This window comes from Xanthobacter wiegelii, assembly GCF_043193855.2.
Taxonomy (GTDB): Bacteria; Pseudomonadota; Alphaproteobacteria; order Rhizobiales; family Xanthobacteraceae; genus Xanthobacter; species Xanthobacter flavus_A.
Genome location: NZ_CM195529.1, coordinates 1,592,919 through 1,611,161, shown reverse-complemented (window position 1 = coordinate 1,611,161; position 18,243 = coordinate 1,592,919). Strand labels below are relative to the sequence as shown.

18 protein-coding genes are annotated in these 18,243 nt (G+C 68.1%); 8 read left to right on the top strand and 10 right to left on the bottom strand.

What is annotated here, in order from left to right:
• The first annotated feature begins 32 nt into the window (after positions 1-32).
• From V5F63_RS07445 to V5F63_RS07425, 5 genes are all read left to right on the top strand, one after another.
• The gene (locus V5F63_RS07445) at positions 33-827 is read left to right on the top strand and encodes an enoyl-CoA hydratase/isomerase family protein (RefSeq protein ID WP_394102099.1); all 795 of its coding nucleotides are present in this window, start codon (positions 33-35) and stop codon (positions 825-827) included.
• A 38-nt stretch (positions 828-865) separates the two neighbouring features.
• On the top strand, positions 866-1,222 hold the full coding sequence (locus V5F63_RS07440; RefSeq protein WP_394102100.1) for a Zn-ribbon domain-containing OB-fold protein: 357 nt from the start codon (positions 866-868) through the stop codon (positions 1,220-1,222).
• A gap of 114 nt (positions 1,223-1,336) precedes the next feature.
• The gene (locus tag V5F63_RS07435) at positions 1,337-2,233 is read left to right on the top strand and encodes a branched-chain amino acid ABC transporter permease (RefSeq protein ID WP_394102101.1); all 897 of its coding nucleotides are present in this window, start codon (positions 1,337-1,339) and stop codon (positions 2,231-2,233) included.
• Positions 2,234-2,245: 12 nt separating this feature from the next.
• Positions 2,246-4,000 (top strand): branched-chain amino acid ABC transporter ATP-binding protein/permease, encoded by a 1,755-nt coding sequence (locus V5F63_RS07430; protein ID WP_209488461.1) that lies wholly within the window; start codon positions 2,246-2,248, stop codon positions 3,998-4,000.
• Complete coding sequence (locus V5F63_RS07425) at positions 3,997-4,701, top strand: ABC transporter ATP-binding protein (RefSeq protein WP_209488460.1); 705 nt, start codon at positions 3,997-3,999, stop codon at positions 4,699-4,701. The genes V5F63_RS07430 and V5F63_RS07425 overlap by 4 nt, the downstream gene beginning before the upstream one ends.
• 45 nt (positions 4,702-4,746) lie before the next feature.
• Here V5F63_RS07425 and V5F63_RS07420 read toward each other — a convergent pair whose 3' ends face one another.
• From V5F63_RS07420 to V5F63_RS07400, 5 genes are all read right to left on the bottom strand, one after another.
• A complete protein-coding gene (locus tag V5F63_RS07420) occupies positions 4,747-5,133 on the bottom strand; it encodes a hypothetical protein (RefSeq protein WP_394102102.1) in 387 nt (128 codons plus the stop codon).
• Positions 5,134-5,251: 118 nt separating this feature from the next.
• Positions 5,252-6,052, bottom strand: a complete 801-nt coding sequence (locus V5F63_RS07415) for an SDR family NAD(P)-dependent oxidoreductase (protein ID WP_394102103.1) — start codon at positions 6,050-6,052, stop codon at positions 5,252-5,254.
• Between the two features lie 188 nt (positions 6,053-6,240).
• A complete protein-coding gene (locus V5F63_RS07410; RefSeq protein WP_394102104.1) occupies positions 6,241-7,035 on the bottom strand; it encodes an SRPBCC family protein in 795 nt (264 codons plus the stop codon).
• A 21-nt stretch (positions 7,036-7,056) separates the two neighbouring features.
• Positions 7,057-8,547 carry an NAD-dependent succinate-semialdehyde dehydrogenase gene (locus V5F63_RS07405; RefSeq protein WP_394102105.1) on the bottom strand — a complete coding sequence of 497 codons (1,491 nt, stop codon included), beginning with the start codon at positions 8,545-8,547 and terminating at the stop codon, positions 7,057-7,059.
• 9 nt (positions 8,548-8,556) lie between these two features.
• Complete coding sequence (locus V5F63_RS07400) at positions 8,557-9,687, bottom strand: zinc-dependent alcohol dehydrogenase family protein (RefSeq protein ID WP_394102106.1); 1,131 nt, start codon at positions 9,685-9,687, stop codon at positions 8,557-8,559.
• A 128-nt stretch (positions 9,688-9,815) separates the two neighbouring features.
• On the opposite strand from V5F63_RS07400, the gene V5F63_RS07395 reads away from it, so the two are divergent.
• From V5F63_RS07395 to V5F63_RS07385, 3 genes are read left to right on the top strand one after another with little or no spacing between them, the layout of a single operon-like run.
• Positions 9,816-10,703, top strand: a complete 888-nt coding sequence (locus V5F63_RS07395) for an FAD binding domain-containing protein (RefSeq protein ID WP_394102107.1) — start codon at positions 9,816-9,818, stop codon at positions 10,701-10,703.
• Entirely contained in the window at positions 10,700-11,182 is a 483-nt protein-coding gene (locus V5F63_RS07390; protein ID WP_394102108.1) for a (2Fe-2S)-binding protein, read from the top strand. The genes V5F63_RS07395 and V5F63_RS07390 overlap by 4 nt, the downstream gene beginning before the upstream one ends.
• A 23-nt stretch (positions 11,183-11,205) precedes the next feature.
• The gene (locus V5F63_RS07385) at positions 11,206-13,563 is read left to right on the top strand and encodes a xanthine dehydrogenase family protein molybdopterin-binding subunit (RefSeq protein ID WP_394102168.1); all 2,358 of its coding nucleotides are present in this window, start codon (positions 11,206-11,208) and stop codon (positions 13,561-13,563) included.
• 90 nt (positions 13,564-13,653) lie between these two features.
• On the opposite strand, the gene V5F63_RS07380 is transcribed toward V5F63_RS07385, so the two are convergent.
• The 5 genes from V5F63_RS07380 to V5F63_RS07360 are packed head-to-tail and all read right to left on the bottom strand — an operon-like array spanning position 13,654 to position 18,072.
• Complete coding sequence (locus V5F63_RS07380; RefSeq protein ID WP_394102109.1) at positions 13,654-15,198, bottom strand: class I adenylate-forming enzyme family protein; 1,545 nt, start codon at positions 15,196-15,198, stop codon at positions 13,654-13,656.
• Between the two features lie 44 nt (positions 15,199-15,242).
• The gene (locus V5F63_RS07375; RefSeq protein ID WP_394102110.1) at positions 15,243-15,995 is read right to left on the bottom strand and encodes an SDR family NAD(P)-dependent oxidoreductase; all 753 of its coding nucleotides are present in this window, start codon (positions 15,993-15,995) and stop codon (positions 15,243-15,245) included.
• Between the two features lie 47 nt (positions 15,996-16,042).
• The gene (locus tag V5F63_RS07370; protein ID WP_394102111.1) at positions 16,043-16,804 is read right to left on the bottom strand and encodes an N-acyl homoserine lactonase family protein; all 762 of its coding nucleotides are present in this window, start codon (positions 16,802-16,804) and stop codon (positions 16,043-16,045) included.
• A 26-nt stretch (positions 16,805-16,830) separates the two neighbouring features.
• Complete coding sequence (locus tag V5F63_RS07365) at positions 16,831-17,604, bottom strand: enoyl-CoA hydratase-related protein (protein WP_394102112.1); 774 nt, start codon at positions 17,602-17,604, stop codon at positions 16,831-16,833.
• On the bottom strand, positions 17,605-18,072 hold the full coding sequence (locus V5F63_RS07360; RefSeq protein ID WP_209488439.1) for an acyl-CoA thioesterase: 468 nt from the start codon (positions 18,070-18,072) through the stop codon (positions 17,605-17,607).
• Positions 18,073-18,243: the final 171 nt, after the last annotated feature.

Sequence of the window (18,243 nt, the reverse complement as noted above, 5' to 3'; positions counted from 1 at the left end):
GCCGCACCCGCAACCGAATCGGAACACATCCCATGAGCGATATCCGCTGCGACCGCCACGGCAAGGTCTGGCTCATCACCATCGACCGCCCCTCGGTGATGAACTCCCTCGACTTTGCCGCCAACGACGACCTCGTGGAGGTTTTCCGCGATTTCGACCGCGACGACGGCGCCCATGTGGCGGTCGTCACCGGGGCGGGCGACAAGTCCTTCTGCGCCGGCGCCGACCTGAAGAGCTACACGGTGAACTTCGCCCGCACCCCGGCGCCGGAATTCCGCACCCGCTACACCAACGGCCCCGGCTTCGGCGGCATCACCCGCTCGGTGGAGATCGACAAGCCCATCCTCGCGGCCGTGAACGGCTTCGCCATCTCCGGCGGCTTCGAGCTGGCCCTCGCCTGCGACCTGAGGTTCTGCGCGCCCAATGCGGAATTCGCGCTCCAGGACGCCAAATGGGGCTTCCATGCCTGCGACGGCGGGCTGATCCGCCTGCCGCAGATCGTCGGCCTCGGCCATGCCATGGAGATCATCCTCTCCGGCGAGCGCGTGAACGCCGAGCACGCTTTCCGCATCGGCCTCGTCAATCGCATCGTGCCCGCGGAAGAACTGGTGGCCTCCACCCTCGACTATGCCCAGATGCTGGCGAAGCGCTCGCCGCTGTCGCACCGCTTCGCCAAGGAGGTGATGCGCCGCGCCGTCGGCATGCCCATGAGCGAGGCGCTGCGGCTGGAATCCCGCTCCTTCTTCGATCTCGGCCAGAGCCAGGACATCGTCGAGGGCACGACCGCCTTCCGCGAGAAGCGCGAAGCCGACTTCCAGGGCCGCTGAGCCCCACTGTCCGCCGCCATCAGGATCACGCCCGTCCCATGTCTTCCGCTTCCCTTCCCGTCGCGATCCTGCGCTGCGCCGCGTGCGGGCAGCTCGATGCAGGCCCGCGCGAACTCTGCCCCACCTGTCACAGCCCGGACATGGAGCCGGTCACGGTGGAGGGTGACGGCGCCCTCGTCTCCTGGACGCTGGTGCGCCGCCCGCCCACCCGTTTCCAGGCGGACGGGCCCTATGCCGTGGCCGTGGTGGACCTCGACTGCGGCGTGCGCCTGACCGGGCGGCTCGCGCACGTGCCGGTGGACGACGCCGATGCGCCGCCGCTCGGCGCGCGGATGCGCGTGTGTGGCGGCACCGCAGGCATCACCCAGTTTGCGCCGGCCGCCTCCGGGCGCTGAGTTCGGGCAACGAGGCCGGCGCCAGACCGGCCCGAAAAGACTTTCGGGAGAACGCATGTCCAAGAGACCATCCGCAGTGCGTCCGTCCGATCCGCCCGGAGCGGGAGGGGCGTCATGACGCTGCTCAATTTCTTCCAGCTGCTCGTGAGCGGCATCGCCATGGGCGCGATCTACACGCTCACCGCGAAGGGCCTGTTCATCACCCATCTTGCGACCCACCGGCTGAACTTTGGCCAGGGTGATTTCCTCATGGTGGGCGCCTTCGCCTCCATCGGCATGCTGACCGCGGGGGTGCCCGCTCCGCTCGCCGTGCTGGGCGTGCTCGTCCTCATGGGGGTGCTCGGCTATCTGCTCGAGCGCTTCACCATCCGCCCCCTCGACCGGCTGGGCGATCGCGCCGGCGCCTATTCCTGGGTGCTCACGACCGCCGGGGCCGCGCTGATCCTGCAGAACATCGTCGAGCTTGGCTTCGGCAAGTCCGCGCAATATGCGCCGCCCCTGTTCTCCAAGACCCGCGACAACGTCATCAACATCCTCGGTGTCGGTATTTTCTTCGAGGAAGCGGCGATCATCATCACCGCCTTCGTCGTCGTGGGCGCCTTCTACTGGTTCCTGTTCGGCTCGCGCTGGGGCAAGGCGGTCTATGCCGTCGCCTTCAATCCGGAGGCCGCCGCCCTGTTCGGCATCGACGTGCGCGGCGTGGTGGTGCTGGTGTTCGTGCTAGCCGCGCTCATGGCGGGCATCTCCGGCGTGCTCGTCGGGCCGCTGGTGTCGGTGCATCCACACATGGGTCTCATCTTCACCATCAAGGCGCTTGCTGTCGCGGCAGTGGGCGGCTTCACCAATCCGGTCGGCATCCTGCTGGGCGGGCTCCTGTTCGGCGTCGCCGAGGCCTTCTCCAACTATTGGGACAGCGCCTTCGGTGATCTCTACCCGCTGCTCTTCGTCATGGCTCTCCTCGCCTTCCGCCCGTCCGGGCTGTTCGGCGAGCGACGCGCCGACGTGCGCTGAGGAGGCTCGATCATGCCCCGCATCCCGCGCCTCGTGGCCTATGGCCTCGCCGCCGCCGTCATCGCGGTCTTCCCGCTCGTCGCGCCCAATCCGTTCTTCGTCCATGTGGGCCAGACCTTCGCCTACACCGCCATCGCGGTGATCGGGCTGAACATCCTGCTCGGCCTGTCCGGGCAGATGTCGCTGGGCCATGGCGGCTTCTACGCGGTCGGCGCCTATGTCTCCGCCATTCTCACCACCACCTATGGCTGGCCGCTCACCCTCTCCATGGGTGTGGCGCTCGCTGCCTGTCTGCTCGCCGGCCTGCTGGTGGGCGCGGTGGCGCTTCGCACGCGCGGGCTCTACCTCGCCATGGCGACGCTCGCCTTCGGCTTCATCGTGGAGATCGTGGCCCAGCGCTGGGTGAGCGTCACCGGCGGCACCATGGGCCTCATGGGCGTGCCGCAGATCGACTTCGGCAACTTCCGCATGGGGCCGACCTATTTCTTCTGGGTGGCCGCCGGCATCCTCCTGATGGTGCAGATCGCCAGCGACTACGTGTTCGGCTCGTCCATCGGCCGCCGCCTCAACGCGGTGAAGGAGAGCGAATCCTTCGCGGCGACGGTGGGGCTCAACGTGCCGCTCTGGCGCATCGGCGTGTTTGCCGCGAGCGCTGCGCTGGCGGGCCTGGCCGGCGTTCTGTTCGCCCACCAGAGCGGTTTCGTCTCCTCCGACGCGTTCAACATCCGCCTCACCATCTCTCTGCTCATTGCAACGGTCATCGGCGGGCTCGGCCGCTCGGCCGGGCCGCTCCTGGGAACCGCCATCCTGATCGGCATCGCGGAAGCGATCGCGGCCGTCCATGACATCGGCCTGATGCTCTATGGCGGCATCCTGCTCGTGGTGCTCCTTGTCTTCCCCGAGGGCGCCATCGGCCTGTTCGGCCGTCCGCGCTCGAAGGCCAGCTCCGCGCCCGAAGCCGCGCCCGCCTTCCAGCCCGCCATCAGCGGACGCGGCGACGCCGGCGGACGGCTCGACGTGGAAAGCGTCACCAAGAGCTATGCCGGCGTGGTGGCGCTGCGCGATGCGACGGTCTCGGTCGAGCCCGGAACCATCCACGCGCTGATCGGCCCGAACGGCGCAGGCAAGTCCACCTTCATCAATGTGGTGGCCGGCCTCTACGCTCCGACCTCCGGCCGCATCCGGATCGGTGGCGTCGATGTGACCGACCTGCCGGCCCACCGACGCGCCCGCCTGGGGCTGGTGCGGACCTTCCAGAACCTCCAGCTCATCCAAAGCGTGAGCGTGCTGGAAAACGTGATGCTGGGGATGCGGCGGCGCCAGGGACTGGTCGCGGACGCACTCGCCTTTCTCCTCGGCGCCGGCCACGAGGCGCGCGAGCGGGCGGAGGCGGCCTCCATCCTCGGCTTCCTTGGCATCGGCCACCTCGCCGACATGAAGCCCAGGGATCTGTCCTACGGCCACCGCAAGCTGGTCGAGCTGGCCCGCGCCATCGCCCAGAAGCCCGCCATCCTGCTGCTGGACGAGCCGGTTGCCGGCGTGAACCCGCAGGAAGCGCGCGAGGTCGCGCGGATCGTGGCGAAGCTGCGCGATGCCGGCATCAGCGTGCTTCTGGTCGAGCACAACATGGAGTTCGTGATGGGCCTCGCCGACCGCGTGACGGTGCTCGATTTCGGCAATCGCATCGCCTGCGGCACGCCGGCCGAGGTGCAGAAGGATCCGAATGTCATCCGCGCCTATCTCGGCGCCGTGGAGGATGCGGCATGATCGAGGTGGATCACATCGATGTCGCCATCGGGCCGGTGGGCATTCTGCATGACGTGTCGCTGCGCCTTGCACCCGGCCGCCTGGTCACGGTGATCGGTGCAAACGGCGCCGGCAAGACCACGCTGCTGCGCACGCTCTCCAACATCGTCAGCCCGCGCTCGGGAACCATCCGCTTCGAGGGCCGGCCCACCGCTGGCATCAAGCCCCATCTGCTGGCGCGGGCCGGGCTGGTGCATGTGCCGCAGGGCCGTCAGATCGTGCCAAGCCTGACGGTGCGGGACAATCTCGTGATCGGTGCCGACCGTGCCGGCCTCGACGCCGGAACCATCGCCGAGGGACTGGAACGGGAGTTCGCCCGATTTCCCGTGCTGAAGGAACGCCAGCACATCCTCGGCGGCAACCTCTCGGGCGGCGAGCAGCAGATGCTCGCCGTCAGCCGGGCGCTGATGATGCGGCCGAAGGTGCTGTTGCTGGACGAGCCCTCCCTCGGCCTGGCGCCGCAGGTGGTGACGACCATCCTGAAGGCGCTGCGCGGCCTCGCCGACGATGGCCTCTCGGTGCTTCTGGTCGAGCAACTCGCCTTGCTGGCGCTTGAGACGGCGGACGAGGCCCATGTCCTGCAGCGCGGGCGCGTCGCCCTCAGCGGCCCGGCCGCCGAGTTGCGCCGGGATCGCGCGGTGATCGAGAGTTATCTGGGGTAGCTCCTCAGAGCGCGGGCCTGCGCCCCCGCCCCCCGTGGGCTGGCCTCATCGCCAACGATTGACGAGCCACAGCGCGCCCCACGACCCAGCGAGTGTGATGGCCGTCTGGCCGGCGAGCGCGATCGACATCCTCGCGCCGCCCGCCTCAGCCAGCGACGATCCGTCGTCCATGAACGGAAGGAGCAACGCCACCATCGCGCCGCCGGCGAGAGGAGCGACAAGCAACGCGGCTGCGAACGAGACGACGATGTTGACGATCCAGCCGAGGACACCCCGCCTTTTCGTCCATGCCTCGTAGATCGCGATGACGAGCACGCCAAGGATGACGGCCGCTGCGATCACCAGCGCGCCCCCAACGCCATCCAGCGGGATGAGACCGCTCCACTGCAGCAGCAGAACGCCTGTGACCGCTATCAGGACAATGTACGCCATGGAGGTTCGCCCCAGCCGTGCAGATCGCCCGCAAGAGCTTTGCTGGTGTGGCGTCGATTATGGGCCTCGTTCCCGTGTCGCCGTCAATGCGCGGCGCAGCGCGATCCGGCGGTCGGGCTCAACCTTTGCGGACAGCGCCGCGCAGGGTCGGAAGACCAATGCCGGCGGCGTCGAAGCCGCCATCCACCGCAAGCTCCTGCCCGGTGATGTAGCTCGCCTTGTCACTGCACAGGAAGAGCACCGCCTCGGCGAGTTCTTCCTCCAGCCCGTAGCGGGCGAGCGGAATGGCATCGTGATAGTCGGCGCGGATGGCCGGCGAATGAACCTCTTTCGCCATCGCCGTGTCCACCGGCCCCGGCGCCACCGCGTTGACGCGTATCCCGATGCCCGCGAGTTCCACGGCGAGCTGTCTGGTGAGATGCGCCAGGGCGGCCTTGCTGGTGCCGTAGGCCGCCCGCAGGGTGGAGGCCCGAAGGCCCGAGATGGACGTGATGTTGACGACCGCCCCGCCGCCCTGCCGCGCGATCAGCGGCGCCGCGGCCTTGGTGCAGTGGAACGGGCCGGACAGGTTGACGTCCAGCACACGGCTCCACTCGGCGCCCGTGGTCTCCAGAATCGGCTTGAACACGGCGATGCCGGCATTGTTGACCAGCGCGTCGAGCCGGCCGAACCGTGTTTCGATGGCCTCTATCGCGGCTGAAACCGCGACCGGGTCGGCCACGTCGCAGACGAGCGCGAGCGTCCGCTCGGGGTCCGCCAGCGCGGCGACCGCCTCCTGCAGCAGCAGGGCCTCGATATCGAGCAGCGCCACCCGCCAACCTTCGGCGAGGAATTTGCGCGCGACGGCGAGCCCGATCCCGCGCGCCGCGCCCGTGACGAGGGCAACCTTAAGATCTGGGGAGGTGGGGGTGTCAGCCATCGGCGTTCCGCTCTGAAGTCATTCGCCAAGGCTGATATCCCGCTTTCCGGCGGAACGGAATGCCTCAAGCCTCGGAGAGGGCGCCGTGCATATGATGGTGACGGACAACGCCTCCGGCGCGGGGCCGTGAGACACGATACACGAGACACGTTCGCGGCCCTTTGAGCTTTGGGGTCAACGGCCCCGGCTCACCCTGCGTCTTGCCTGATGGTCACGACGGTCGTCACAACGCCGTGGAGGCGGCCGAAGAGGTAGCCCAGGCTTGCGGTCAGGATGAGGACCACCGCCGCGACGAAGTCAGGCGAGGTTCCGATTCGACCACTTTGCCCGCTGACCATGGATCCGGACAGAAAATAGGCCGAAGCCACGAGCGCAGCAGCGACGATGCCGAGGCCAGCGAGACGGATGGCGCCTGCCCCTGTCAGAGGCCCGGGTATCGCGGCGGGAAAGACGCCAGGCGATGGGATGGCATGGGGTTTTGCGCTGGCCGGCATTCCGGACACCGCAGGCGAGGCTGGCGCATCCCCCTGCCCTCCGTCCCGGCGCGCGACGATCTCCTGGGCGAAGCGCTTGAAGAAGGCGCCGGACATCTGCTTCGCCGTCGCGTCGATGAGCCGGGCGCCGAGCTGGGCGAGCTTGCCGCCGACCTGGGCCTCGACCTCGTACCGCAATATTGTCCCTTCGCCATCCGCCTCCAGGCGCACCATCGCCTCGCCCTTGGCGAAGCCTGCAATGCCGCCCTGGCCTTCGCCGCTGATGCGGTAGCTGTTCGGCGGATCGAGGTCGGAGAGTGTCACCGCGCCCTCGAAGCGCGCGCTGACCGGCCCCACCTTGAGCACCACCTTCGCGCTCATCTGCGTGTCGGAGCTTTTCACCAGCTCCTGGCAGCCCGGAATGCAGAGCTTCAGGATCTCGGGGTCGTTGAGCGCCTGCCAGACCACGTCGCGCGGAGCCGGGATACGCTGTTCGCCGCTCATGTCCATGTGCGTTGTCTCCCTTCGGCTTCAGGCAGGCGTGTCGATACCGCCGAGGCAGAGATATTTGATCTCCAGATAGTCCTCGATGCCGTATTTGGAGCCCTCACGCCCGAGCCCGGAGGACTTCACGCCACCGAACGGCGCGACCTCGGTGGAGATGATGCCCTCGTTGATGCCGACGATGCCCGCCTCGATGGCCTCGGCGACGCGGAAGATGCGGCCCACGTCCCGGCTGTAGAAATAGGCGGCGAGGCCGAACTCTGTGGCATTGGCGAGCGCGATCGCCTCGGCCTCCGTCTCGAAACGGATCAGCGGAGCGACTGGCCCGAATGTCTCCTCCGAAAAGATAAGCGCATCCTTCGGCACGTCGGCCAGGACGGTCGGCTCGAAGAAGCTGTGGCCGAGAGGGTGAGGCTGCCCGCCGATGACGATGCGGGCGCCTTTCGACACCGCGTCGGCGATGTGCTCCTCCACCTTGGCAACCGCGGCAGCATTGATGAGCGGCCCCTGGGTGACGCCATCCGCCATGCCGGGGCCGACCTTCAGCCGCCCCACCGCATCGGCGAGCTTTGCGGCGAAGGCGTCGTAGACGCCGGCCTGCACCAGGAAACGATTGGCGCACACGCAGGTCTGCCCGGTGTTGCGATATTTGGAGGCCATGGCGCCCTTGACCGCCTCATCGAGGTCGGCGTCGTCGAAGACGATGAAGGGCGCGTTGCCGCCAAGCTCCATGCTGGTCTTCTTCACCGTCGGCGCGCAGTGGGCGAGGAGCAGCGCGCCCACCCGGGTGGACCCGGTGAAGGAGAGCTTGCGCACGAGCGGGTTCTCGCACAGCTCCTTGCCCGTCTCGGAAGAGGGGCCGGTGATGATATTGCAGACACCAGGCGGCAGCCCCGCGCGCTCGGCCAGCACACCCAGCGCGAGGGCGGAGAAGGGCGTCTCGCTGGCAGGGCGGATCACCCCCGTGCAGCCGGCGGCCCAGCCCGGCCCGGCCTTGCGGGTGATCATGGCCGATGGGAAGTTCCAGGGGGTGATGGCGGCGAAGACGCCGATGGGCTCCTTCTGGACGATGATGCGTCGGCCCGGCAGGGGAGCGGGAATGGTGTCGCCATAGACGCGCTTCGCCTCCTCGGCGAACCATTCGATGAAGCCGGCCGCGTAGGCGATCTCGCCCTTGGCTTCGGCGAAGGGCTTGCCCTGTTCGGCGGTCATGATGCGGGCGAGATCGTCCTGGTTCGCCATCATCAGATCGAACAGGCGCCGCAGGATCGCAGCGCGCTCCTTCCCCGTCCTTGCCCGCCACCCCTTTTGCGCGGCAGAGGCCGCATCGATGGCGCGCGCCACTTCCGCGCGCGACAGGGCGGGCACATGGCCGATGAGCGTGCCATCCGCCGGATTGGTGACGGCGATGGTCGCACCGCTGACGGCGAACACCCATTCGCCGCCAATCAGGTTCGCCTCTCGGAAGAGGCTCGGATCTGCGAGCCCGAGCGTCGCGGCGAGATTCTTGTCGGTCATTGCGCCCTCTCAGCCCTGGAAGTCCACGACGAGACGCACGACGGAACCGTCATGCAGCCGATCGAAGCCGTCGTTGATGTCTTCGAGCGGGATGCGCCCGCTCATCAGGCGGTCAACGGGGAGACGACCCGCCTTGTAAAGCTCGATGTAGCGCGGCACGTCGCGCACCGGCACGCAGGTGCCGATATAGCTGCCCTTCACCGTGCGCTCTTCCGCGACGAGGCTCACGATGTTCACCGGCAGCACCGCATCCGGTGGGGGCAGGCCGGCGGTGACGGTGGTGCCGCCGCGCTTCGTCATGCGATAGGCGTTCTCCAGCGCCCGCGCGGAGCCGGCGAACTCGAACACGAAATCCGCGCCGCCGCCCGTCAGCGCGCGCACCTGCTCGATGGCGTCGGGGGCCCGCGCATCGACGACGCCGGTGGCGCCGAGGTCCCTGGCGAGCTGCAGCTTTTCCGGCGACAGGTCCACCGCGACCACCCGTGCGGCGCCCGCCGCCAGAGCCCCGAGGACGGCGGCGAGGCCCACGCCGCCGAGCCCGACCACAGCCACCGTCTCGCCGGCCTGCACACGGGCTGTGTTCACCACCGCGCCGACCCCCGTCAGCACGGCGCAGCCAAACAGCGCGGCGACGTCGAGGGGGACATCCTTGTCTATTCGAACCAATGAGCGGCGCGACACGACCGCATGGTCTGCGAAGGCGGAGCATCCCAGATGATGATGGATGGTCTCCTCGCCCTCGTGCAGCCGGATCGCGCCGGTCAGCAATTCGCCCTTGCCGTTGGCCACCGCGCCCGGCTCGCACAAGGCGGGTCGCCCCTGCGAGCAAGGCTGGCAATGGCCGCAACTGGGCATGAACACCATGACAACGTGATCGCCCGGCTTTAGATCGTCCACCCCATCGCCGGCCTCGACCACCACGCCCGCCGCCTCGTGTCCGATGGCCATCGGCATGGGCCGGGGGCGGCTGCCGTTGATGACGGAAAGATCGGAGTGGCAGAGGCCTGCCGCCGCGATCTTCACCAGCACCTCGTCCCGGCCCGGCCGATCGAGTTCGACCTCCTCGATATGGAGCGGCTGGCTCTGCGCGTAGGGCATCGGCGCGCCCATGCTGCGCAGGACGGCGGCTTTGATCTTCATGGCGTGATCCTCCCTTGTGTCCTTCGACGGCGCATGCCGCCTCTGGGTCGGGCAGCTTGACACCGATTAACATAGTCTAATAATGCAAGTCACTAGGGAACGGAAACCGAGATGCCGGAAATGCGCCGATGAAGCCCGCCCGGTTCGACTATGTCCGCGCCGAGAGCATCGCCCATGCGGTGGAGGTGCTCGCCGGCGCCGGCGGCGACGGGAAGGTGCTCGCCGGCGGGCAGAGCCTCATGCCCATGATGAATTTTCGCCTCGTGAAGCCATCGGTCCTGGTGGACATCAACCGCATCCCCGACCTCGACCGCATCACGCTCGCAGCCGACGCGCTGCGCCTCGGCGCGCTGGTGCGCCACCGCTTGACCGCGGAAGATGCGCTGGTGGCGCGGCACATCCCGGTGCTGCACGCCGCCATGAAGCACGTGGCGCATCTCACCGTGCGCAACCGCGGCACCTTCTGCGGCAGCGTGTGCCACGCCGACCCCGCCGCCGAGATGCCCATGATGACGCTGCTGCTTGACGGCACCATCCATATCGCCTCGCCGCACAGCGCTCGTGCCATGCCGGCGCGGGACTTCCTCACAGGCTCCCTTGCCACCGCGCTGGAGCCGGACGAGATGGTCACGGCCGTCGATCTCGCCATACCCGCGGACGGCACCGGCTGGGCATTCGAGGAGTTCTCCCGCCGCCACGGCGACTATGCGCTGGCGGCCGTCGCTGTGCTCATGCGGCGCACGGACGGACGGGCGCGCGACGTGCGCATCGCCATGATGGGCATTGCCGACACCGCTGTACGGCTGACGGAGGTTGAGGCGACCCTCGAAGGCAGCGCGGGCACGCCGGCGGCGTTCGACGAGGCGGCCGCCCTGCTCCAGGCGTCCATCGCGCCGAACTCCGACCTCAACGCCTCCGCCGACTATCGCCGCCACCTGGCCGGCGCCCTCGCCCGCCGCGCGCTCGCGGATGCCTGGAACCGCGCCGACGAGACCAGCGACAGGCCGACCTCATGACCGACCGCGCCACCATCACCCTCACCGTCAACGGGCTGACCCATATCCGCGCGGTGGATGCCCGCCTGCTGCTGAGCGATTTCCTGCGCCATGAGATTGGCCTCACGGGCACCCATGTGGGCTGCGAGCACGGGGTGTGCGGCGCCTGCACCATCCTCCTGGACGGGCGCAGCGCGCGCTCCTGCCTCACGCTCGCCATCCAGGCGGACGGTGCGACCATCGAGACGGTGGAAGGGCTCGGCCGCATGGGCGATCTCGGCCGCGTGCAGCAGGCGTTCCGCGACCATCACGGACTGCAATGCGGCTTCTGCACGCCGGGCTTCCTGATGACCATCACCGACATGCTGCGCAACCACGCTTTGGAAAGCGACGATGAGATCCGCGAAGCCCTGTCCGGCAACATTTGCCGCTGCACCGGCTACCAGCACATCGTCGACGCCGTGCGCGAGTTGGCGCGCGAGAGAGGGCCGCTGACGTGACCGCCTTCGATGCCTCCGTGGAGATGCGCCCCAGGCTGGTCGGCCAGCGCATCAAGCGCACCGAGGACCCGCGCCTCCTGACGGGCTCGGGCCGCTACGTGGACGATATGGCACCCGCCGGCCTCCTCCACGTCGCCCTGCTGCGCAGCGACCAGCCCCATGCGCGCATCCGGTCCATTGATGTGGGCGAAGCCTTTGCGGTGCCGGGCGTCGTCGCCATCTTCGACGCGGGAGACATCTCCGGCGACTTTAAGCCCGCGATCCCCACGTCCCGCATGAAAGGCTATTACGCGACGCCCTTCCGCCCCCTTGCCGAGGGCAAGGTGCGCTATGTCGGCGAGCCGGTGGTCGCGGTGGTGGCGGAGAGCCGGTACGCCGCCGAGGACGCGCTGGAGCTGATCTCCATCGATTACGAACCGTTGCCCGTCGCCGTGGCGAAGGACGACGCGGCGGTGGACGGCGCCCCCCTCCTCCACGATGAGGCCGGCACCAACGTCATCATTTCCCGAACCTTCGCCCGCGGCGACGTGGATGCGGCCATCGCTTCGGCGCCGGTCGTGGTGAAGGGGCGCTTCCGCATGACGCGCAAGACGCCCATGCCCATGGAAACCCGCTCCTACCTCGCCGAGTGGGACCGGCGGCGGCAGGCCCTGACGCTGCATTCCTCCACCAATATCCCCGGCATCATCTGCGACGTTCTCGGCACCTGCCTCGACCTGCCCGGCAACCGGATCCGCGTGGTGGCGCCCGACGTGGGCGGCAGCTTCGGCGGCAAGGGATCGCTGAACCATGAGGAGATGCTGGTCTGCGTGCTCGCGCGCAAGCTGGAGCGGCCGGTGAAGTTCGTCGCCGACCGCATGGAGGATCTCACCGCCATGAGCCAGTCCTTCGACGAGACCATCGAGGCCGAGCTGGCGGTGGATGGGGAGGGGCACCTGCTCGGCCTTCGGGCGGACGTGATCGGCGATATCGGGGCCTACTCGATCTACCCATGGACCGGCGCGCTTGAGCCGGTGCAGGTGGTGAGCTTCCTGCCCGGCCCGTATCGCATGGAGCATTATCGCGGCCGGGTGCGCGGCGTGCTCACCCCCAAGCCGCCGACAGGCCCTTATCGCGGCGTCGGCCGCCCCTCCTCCACTTTCGCCATGGAACGGCTGATGGACATGGCCGCGCGCCGGCTCGGCATGGACCCCGCCGAGATCCGCCGGCGCAATCTGGTGACGGCGGAGGAATTTCCCTACCGCACCGGCTCCGGCATCATCTGGGATCGCTCCGCGTTTCAAGAGTGCCTGCAAGGCGTGTGCGATCTGGTGGATTATCCGGCGCTGGTGCGCCAGCGCGATGCGGCGCGGGCCGAAGGACGCTGGGTCGGCATCGGCTTCGCGAGCTATGCGGAGCTGACCGGCATCGGCTCGCGCATCGCCGTCGCGCCCGGCATGCCCATCAACACCGGCACCGAGACCGCCTCCATCCGCATCGACGCGACCGGCGCCGTTACGGCCGCATTCGGCATCTCCTCCCACGGACAGGGGCTGGAGACGACGCTGGCCCAGGTGGTGGCCGACGAGCTGGGCTGCCGCATGGAGGATATCGAGATCCAGCATGGCGACAGCGCCCTCGTGCCTATGGGCACGGGCACGTATGCCAGCCGCTCGGCCGTGCTCGGTGGCGGCGCCGCCACAAAGTCCGCCCGGGTGGTGAAGGCGAAGGTGTTGAAGGCGGCCGCCTTCCTCATGGATGTTCCGGCGGAAGACCTGGAGGCCGAAGGCGGGGTCATCCGCGCCCGCTCCTCCAATGGAACAATGACGTTCCGGGAGGTCGCGCATGCGGTCTATGCGCAGATGGGGCGCATCCCCCATGAGCAGCGCGAGGACCTCGTCGCCTCCGAGAGCTACGATCCCTATCTCGGCACGGCCTGCGCCTCCACCCACCTCGCCATGGTGGAGATCGACCCGGCGACCTTTGCCGTCACGGTGACGCGCTTTGCGGTGGCGGAGGATTGCGGGCGCATCATCAATCCGCTGATCGTGGATGGGCAGGTACACGGCGCGGTGGCGCAGGGCATCGGGGCCGCCCTGCTGGAAGAGGTGGTGCACGACGAGGGCGGGCAATTGCTGACGGCAAGCCTCGCCGACTATCTCGTGCCCATCGCCAGCACCATGCCGCAGATCGAGATCCTGCATGTGGAGGCGGAGCTGCCCAACAACATCGGCGGCTTCCGTGGCATGGGAGAGGGCGGCACCATCGGCGCGCCGGCCGCCATCGCCAATGCGGTGTCGGACGCGCTCGCGCCGCTCGGCATCGAGGTGGACACCCTGCCTGTGACGCCGGATCGCCTGTTCCGGCTGGTGCAAGCCGCGCGGGTCTCCCGATCCGCCTGAAGGCGTGGGGTATCCCGTAAAAAGAGCGGGCGCCGGCTCCTGGAGGACCCGGCGCCCGTCCCTTCGCGGGAAGGCCGAGGTGCAGCCGTGTCAGGGCTGCGACTGCACCATCTCCTTCAGCCGGAAGCGGATGATCTTGCCGGACCCGGTGCGCGGGATCTCGTCCAGCTGATGCACCACATGGGGCACCTTGTAGGACGAGAGGTGATGACGGCAGTGGTCGAGCAGCCGGTCCGCATCGAAGCTCGCGTCGCGTGGCACCACGTACAACGCCGGGACCTCGCCGAGCTGGGGATGGGAGATCCCCGCCACCGCGCAATCGAGTACGCTCGGGAACAGCAGCACCACCTCCTCGATCTCCGCAGGGGCGATGTTCTGCCCGCCGCGGATGATCAGTTCCTTCAGCCGGCCGGTGATGGTGACGAAGCCGTTGCGGTCAGCGCGGGCGAGGTCGCCGGTATGGTACCAGCCGTTGCGCAGGGCCTTGGACGTCTCCTCCGGCTTGTTGTGATAGCCGAGCATCACGTTCGGCCCGCGCACGATCAGCTCGCCCTCCTCGCCGGCATCGAGATCGCGCACACTCGCGGGATCGACGATACGGAGCGCCACGCCCGGCAGGGGAAGGCCGCACGAGCCCATGACGCGGGACGAGGAGGCCGCGTTCATCGTGACCATGGTGGAGGTTTCGGTGATGCCGTAGCCATCCAGCAGCGGCACGCCGAATTGAGCCTCGAAAGCGGTGTTCAGCGTCGCCGGCATGATCGCCCCCGCGGAGACGCAGACACGCAGTCCCGGCAGGGTCTTTCGTCCCTCCGCCTGCGCCGCCTCGATCAGGTAATGGAACATGGTGGGCACGCCGGGGAAGACCGTGAACTCGCCAGTCTCGAGCAGGCGCATGGCCTCGCGGGTCGAGTATTTGTCCAGGATGTACTCGCTCGCCCCGGTGGCGAGGATGGACAGCACCGAGAAGTTCAGCGCGTAGGAGTGGAACAGGGGCAGCGGCGAGAGCACATTGTCCTCGCAGCTCAACCCGACGATCGGCCCCCAGCAGGCCGCCGTCACCCACAACATGCTGCGGCAGGTCAGCAGCACGCCCTTGGCGCGCCCGGTGGTTCCTGATGTGTAGATGATGAAGGCAGCGGCATCGATGTCCGCGGGATCGCGCGCAGGCGCCGCGGACGGCAGCTCCGCCAACGCCTCGAAGCTGCGAAGATCGCCCGCCGCCGCCTCCACCAGCAGGAGGCCGGCGACGCTGGGCGCCTCGCCGCGCAGTGCCTCCACCATCTCCGCGCGGGCAGCCGTGGTGATGACGATCCGGCATGCGGCGTCGGACAGGCGGTATGACACCTCACCGGGCGCTGCCTCGGCGCTGATGGGCACCGCGACCGCGCCAGCCCGGACAATGGCAACGCAGGCCTCCACCCAGGAGACGCTGTTCGGCAGCAGGATCGCGACGCGATCGCCGGGACCGACGCCGAGGCCGGCGAGATGCCCGGCAAGGTTCGCCGTGCGCCGCTCCAGCTCGGCATAGGTGACCGATCGCCGGGCGTCGCGGAACGCGACCTTCGCGCCCCGCTCCGTCGCATGCCGCCGCAACAGCTCCGGCACCGGAGCAATCAGTTCCGCCTTGAGCATCGATTCCTCCCCTTCGATCACCGCGTTCTTGTGCGCGGCTGTCGTCACACCATGCAGAAGCCGCCGGAGATGGAGATCACCTGCCCGGTGATCCACGACCCCTTCGGCGAGGCGAGCAGGGCCACCGTGGGCGCTATGTCCTCCGGCTGGCCGAGACGGCGCAGTGGATAGAATTTGGTGAGCTTGTCGCGATTGGCTTCCACCCAAGAGCGATCATGGGCGGTCTCGACGAGACCCAGGGAAACCGTGTTGGCCGTCACGCCGCTGCGGCCCAGTTCCCGGGCCAGCGACTTCATGAGGGCGATGGTGCCCGCCCGCGCCGCCGCCACGATGGCGAGGCCGGATTCGCCCACACGCGAGGAGTCGCCGACGATGGCGATGAGGCGCCCGTCGCCCGCCTTTTCAAGATGCGGGATGGCCGCGTGCGCAAGATGGATGGCGCCATAAAGGCAGGTGTCGATCTGCGCCTTCCACTCCTTCTCGGTCGAGTCGGTGAACCGCTGGCGGATGGCGAGGCCGGCATTGTTGACGACGATGTTCAGGCCGCCGAAATCGGAAACGATGGCCTCGACCATCGCCTTCACGGCGGCGAAATCGGCGACGTCCGCCTTGTAGGCCTTCGCCTCGCCACCCAGCGCGCGGATCTCGTCCACGACGGCCTGCGCCTCCTCGGCAGAATTGCGATAGTTCAAGGCGACCGTCGCGCCCTCGGCGGCGAGAGCGAGCGATATTTCGCGCCCTACGTCGCGCGCCCCGCCGGTGACCAGCGCAACCTTGCCCTTGAGATTGAGATCCATGGAAAATCCGCCTTGCGTGAGATGATGGATGGAAACGGGGCCGCGCCTTACTCGTAGGCGTCTGCCCCCTTCCGCAGGGTCTGCCATTGGGCGTCGTCATGGCCGCACAGCACGGTGGCACCGCCCGCCTCGATCCTGCGGATTTCCGCGATGGAGCGATGATGCTGATCGACGTTCCAGGTGTTCTTCGGCACCACGTCCGTATCGAGGCTGGTGCGCAGGCTCACCGCGTCCGAGGCCAGCAGGAAGGCGCCATCCCGGTCGAGCGAGACGAGAGCGCCCGTAAGCCCCGGCGTGTGACCGGGAAATGGGATGAGGGTGACGCGGCCGTCGCCGAACAGATCCTTCTCTCCTTCAATCAGGTCCAGCGGATTGCCCTGGTCCCACTCCACCGGAAGATAGCCCGCCGAAGCCGCATTCTCGGCCTTCGCCGCGGCCAGCTCCGCCGCATGCACGACGACCGTCGCCTTGCGGAAGAAACCGTTGCAGCCGCAATGGTCGGGATGGAAATGCGAGCAGACCACCACGTCGATGTCGTCGGCCCCGAGGCCCACGCAGGCGAGTTGCGAAACCACGTTGTCCTCACGCCCCATGATCGGCGTCATGGCCCGCGCCACGCCGCCCCAGCGCGCTTCGGCATCGTCCACGACGGACGGGTGGCAGCCCGTGTCGAACAGAACGTTGCCCTGGGCATGGCGCAGCAGGATGGAGGCAACCGGCAGCTCGATGGTCTCGCTGCGGTCGGCATCGGGCTGATAGATATGACGCTTCATCCGGAGGCGGCCGCCGGAAAGCACGTGCATCTTCATTGCTGTTTCCTCCCGTGCGGGACCGCTTACCGCCCCTCGAAGCGCGGCGGGCGCTTCTCGGCGAAGGCGTTGCGACCCTCCTGATAGTCGAAGCTGCGGGATGCGCCGTCGATGCGTGCCTGGGCGGCATCGAGATCGAGCGCCCCGGCCCCCATGGCGATGCCGTCGAGGATGAACTTCGCGCCACTCACCGAGAGCGGCGCATTCGCCGCGATGCGCCCGGCGAGGGTACGGGCTGCCGCCATCGGATCGTCGGCCATCTCGTCCGCGAAGCCGATGCGCAGCGCCTCCTCGGCGGGGATGCGATCCGCAGTATAGAGGATGCGCTTCGCCTGTGTGAGCCCGACGAGCGACAGCAGGCGCTGGGTGCTGCGCACGCCATAGACGATGGAGAGCTTCGCCGCCGGGATGCCGAAGATGGCGGTTGGCGCGGCGATGCGGAAATCGCAGGACATGGAGAGGTGGCAGCCGCCGCCGAGGCAATAGCCGGAGACCACCGCGATGGTCGGTTTACCGGCGCCGGCGATGGCGTCGGACGACGCATCCACCGCGACCTCATACTCGACGCTCTGCTCCAGCGTGTGGCGCACCACGGGGAATTCGGAAATGTCCGCCCCGACGCTGAAATCCGCGCCAGCTCCGACAAGCAGGATCGCCCGCACGTCGCGGTCCGCGCCAAGGTCGGAGAATGTGCGCGCCACACCCCGCCACATGGCAAGCGTCATGGCATTGCGTTGCGCCGGACGATTCAGCGTGACGGTGGCGATGTGGTCCGCGACGGCGACTTCAATATCAGCCATTCAGCCCTCCCTGGTCCCGACGCCCGCCTCGCCGACGACGAGGGGCGCAAGAACATGGCGCAGCTTGTCGGGGAGCGGAACCGGCCGGTTCGTGGCGCGATCCACGTAGACATGGATGAAATGCCCCTGCGCGGCCGCCACATCGTCCGCATCGCGAAAGATGCCGATCTCGTATCGCACGCTGGTGGTTCCGAGCCGCCCGACACGCAGGCCCGCATGCACCTTTGAGGGAAACGACAGCGACGAGAAATACTGGCAGCGCGTCTCCACCACGAGGCCGATAATCGGGCTCGCCTGGACATCCAGCGCCCCCGTCTCGATCAGGTAATGGCCCACAGCCGTATCGAAGAACGAGTAGTAAACCACGTTGTTCACGTGCTGGTAGACGTCGTTGTCCATCCACCGCGTCGTGATCTCCCGAAAGTGGCGATAGTCCTGCCGCCGGTCCGGCGTTGTGCGCGCGCTCACCTCACGCCTCCCTTCAAGGACGGCCCGCGGACGGGCACCAGCAGCCTTGACCGGCGCCCAACCCGACCGACCACGGCCGCGGCAATCGGATTTGCCGATCAATTCGTAACTTGCATTAATAGACTGAAAGTGCTGTTGTCAACGTCGCACCGACCGACACGGGACAAATTG